The sequence below is a fragment of the Polaribacter litoreus genome, assembly GCF_054584775.1.
In genome coordinates this window covers 1-1,174 of the sequence record NZ_JBTLRD010000079.1, presented here as the reverse complement: position 1 = coordinate 1,174, position 1,174 = coordinate 1, and the positions used below count along the sequence as shown (strand labels likewise).

Sequence of the window (1,174 nt, the reverse complement as noted above, 5' to 3'; positions counted from 1 at the left end):
TTTTTAAAATTCGCGAGAGAGTGTTCAGCATTTTTTTCCTGCGTTTAGATTTTCCTGAGCAATAAAACATAACGGTTAGTATATGAAAAGTAGGCGATTACTAAGCACTAAACTTTCAGTTAAACACAAAGTTTGATGCGAACCAAAACCCTTGATTTTATTACTGCCTCGCCTATTTTTTATATACATTGTTGTGTGCTGCCTTTTATTCATTCGGTTCAATATGAATTAGTACGTGTCCTAAATTCGGTATTTCTTCTCGTAAATAGTCCTTTAATTTATGTGCAATATCGTGCCCTGATTTTACTGTTATTTCACTATTTACAATTGCGTGTAAATCAACGTGATATTTCATTCCTGATTTTCGGATAAAACATTTTTCCGTGTCCAAAACACCTTTAACTTCTATTGATTTTTCTCTAATTTCAAGTATTAGGTCGTCATAAAGTTGCTCGTCCATAACTTCTCCTAATGCAGGTCTTAATATTAAATAACTGTTATATAAGATAAACGCTGAAGCAAATAAGGCTGCCCAATCATCAGCAGTTTCATAGCCATTACCGAATATTATTGCTATTGAAATTCCAATGAATGCCATTACCGAAGTAATTGCATCACTTCTATGATGCCAAGCATCTGCTTTAAGTGAAGAACTATTGGTTTGTTTACTTTTTCTAATTACGATTTGAAAAGAGATTTCTTTCCAAACTATTATTAGTCCCAAAACAATCAAAGTCCAAGATTTCGGAATTTTATGAGGTGTTTGAATGTTTTGGATACTTTCATATGCAATTATTGTAGCAGAAACCACAAGAAAAGTAACGACTCCAAATGTAATTAAAGGTTCAATTTTTCCGTGTCCGTAAGGATGGTTTTCGTCCGCTGGTCGTTTGGCATATTTAAACCCCAATAAAACTAAAAGTGAAGCAAAAATGTCTGTTGTTGATTCAATCGCATCTGCAATTAACGCATAAGAATTACCCAAAAATCCCGCAAGTCCTTTTATCAAGGCTAAAGTCGTATTTCCAATTATACTGAAATAAGTTGTTCGTATTGCAGTTTGTTCGTTATTCATTCGTTTTTTTTAGGTTGCACACAACGTTTTGGTGTATTGTTTGTTGCGTAAATTTAGCGAAAAAAAAGCTATCTAGACTAAAACTTTAGCGTTCCCGAG

At 33.5% G+C, this 1,174-nt stretch carries 1 protein-coding gene; it reads right to left on the bottom strand.

The genetic code is table 11. The annotated features are described in order from the left end of the window. Positions 1 to 205: 205 nt before the first annotated feature. Positions 206 to 1,075 (bottom strand): cation diffusion facilitator family transporter, encoded by an 870-nt coding sequence (locus ACW9UN_RS17230; protein WP_459487611.1) that lies wholly within the window; start codon positions 1,073 to 1,075, stop codon positions 206 to 208. Positions 1,076 to 1,174: the final 99 nt, after the last annotated feature.

Excerpts from the sequence above, each read along its gene's own strand:
- ACW9UN_RS17230 (WP_459487611.1), bottom strand. The coding sequence starts at position 1,075 with ATGAATAACGAACAAACTGCAATACGAACAACTTATTTCAGTATAATT.